Here is a 1,189-nt window from a genome sequence, read left to right as displayed (position 1 = left end):
GTGCTGCACAAGGACGCGCCGGCCCCGCAACGCGGCTACCAGACCCTGCAGGCAGTCTGCGAGCCGCCCGCGGCATCGGTTGCCGCCATTCCTTCCCCGTCGGCACCCGCCGACAGCGGCACCGCCGCCCTGCAGGAGCCTGTTTCCCCATGATGATGCCGTCCCGTTCGCTGTTGGCCGCGGTGCTGCTGGCGCTGCTGGCCCTGCTGTGGGCCGCGCCCGCGCAGGCAGGCCGCTGCAGCTACCTGCCCGAATTCCCCACGCCGCTGCGCTTCACCGTGCCGATCACCGGCAACATCACCGTGGGCCGCGATGTGCCGGTGGGCGCGGAGATCTACCGGCGCAGCTTCTCCACCACTAGCGACTTCACCGTGGCCTGCGATCGCGCTGCCTTCGACTACAACCGCGCCTACAGCGCGACGCCCTACCCCTTGTCGAGCTACAGCCATCCCACCTTCGGGGCGCGCATCTACACCACCGCCGTGCCCGGCATCGGTGCCGCCGTGCTGATCGGCCCGGGCACGGCCGCGCTGCCGCTGCAGAACCGGGTGGACTACAGCGGCGCCCCGGGCAATCCGCGCATCTCGCTGTTCGCCGATACCCAATACGTGCTGGTGCTGTACAAGATCGCCGCCACCGTGGGCGCCGGCAGCATCCAGGGCAGCAGCCTGCCCGCGCCGTACTTCAACGTGCAGGGCGACAACCGACTGGACCTGCTGCTCGCCACCTTCAGCGGCCAAGTCAATATCGTCTCGCGTACCTGCAGCACTCCGGATGTACCGGTGAACCTGGGCACGCACCAGATGAACGCACTGAGCGGGGTCGGCACCGGCACCGCCTGGGTGGATGTGCCCGTGCGGCTGAACAACTGCCCGGCTTTCTATGCGCGCAGCCTGACCGGCAGCTACAACGACCGTGGCCAGGCCGCGCAGAACAGCGTGGCCAACACCCTGCAGTACCGGGTGGACCCGGTCACTGCGATCGTCAACGCCGCCCAGTCGGTGATGGCGCTGCAGCCCGATGGGGTCAACCAGACCGCCACCGGTATCGGCATCCAGATCGGCACCAGCACCCAGGCGCCGGTGGGCTTCGGCACGGCGCGCAACAGCGGGCTGCCGTTGAATCAGACCGATGGTTCCAGCTACACCCTGGTGCTGCGCGCGCGCTATTACCAGACCGGCCCCACCCC

General features: G+C 69.2%; 1 protein-coding gene. It reads left to right on the top strand.

Annotation, left to right across the window (positions count from 1 at the left end; genetic code table 11):
* Positions 1-149: 149 nt before the first annotated feature.
* Positions 150-1,189, top strand: a 1,040-nt coding sequence (locus tag DBR34_RS13575; RefSeq protein WP_146186842.1) for a fimbrial protein, incomplete at its 3' end; no start/stop codon positions are given.

It is taken from the genome of Stenotrophomonas sp. HMWF003 (genome assembly GCF_003061285.1).
GTDB classification, from domain to species: domain Bacteria; phylum Pseudomonadota; class Gammaproteobacteria; order Xanthomonadales; family Xanthomonadaceae; genus Stenotrophomonas; species Stenotrophomonas maltophilia_AP.
Note: the sequence above shows the minus strand (reverse complement) of the source record. Positions and strands in the feature narration are given on the sequence as shown.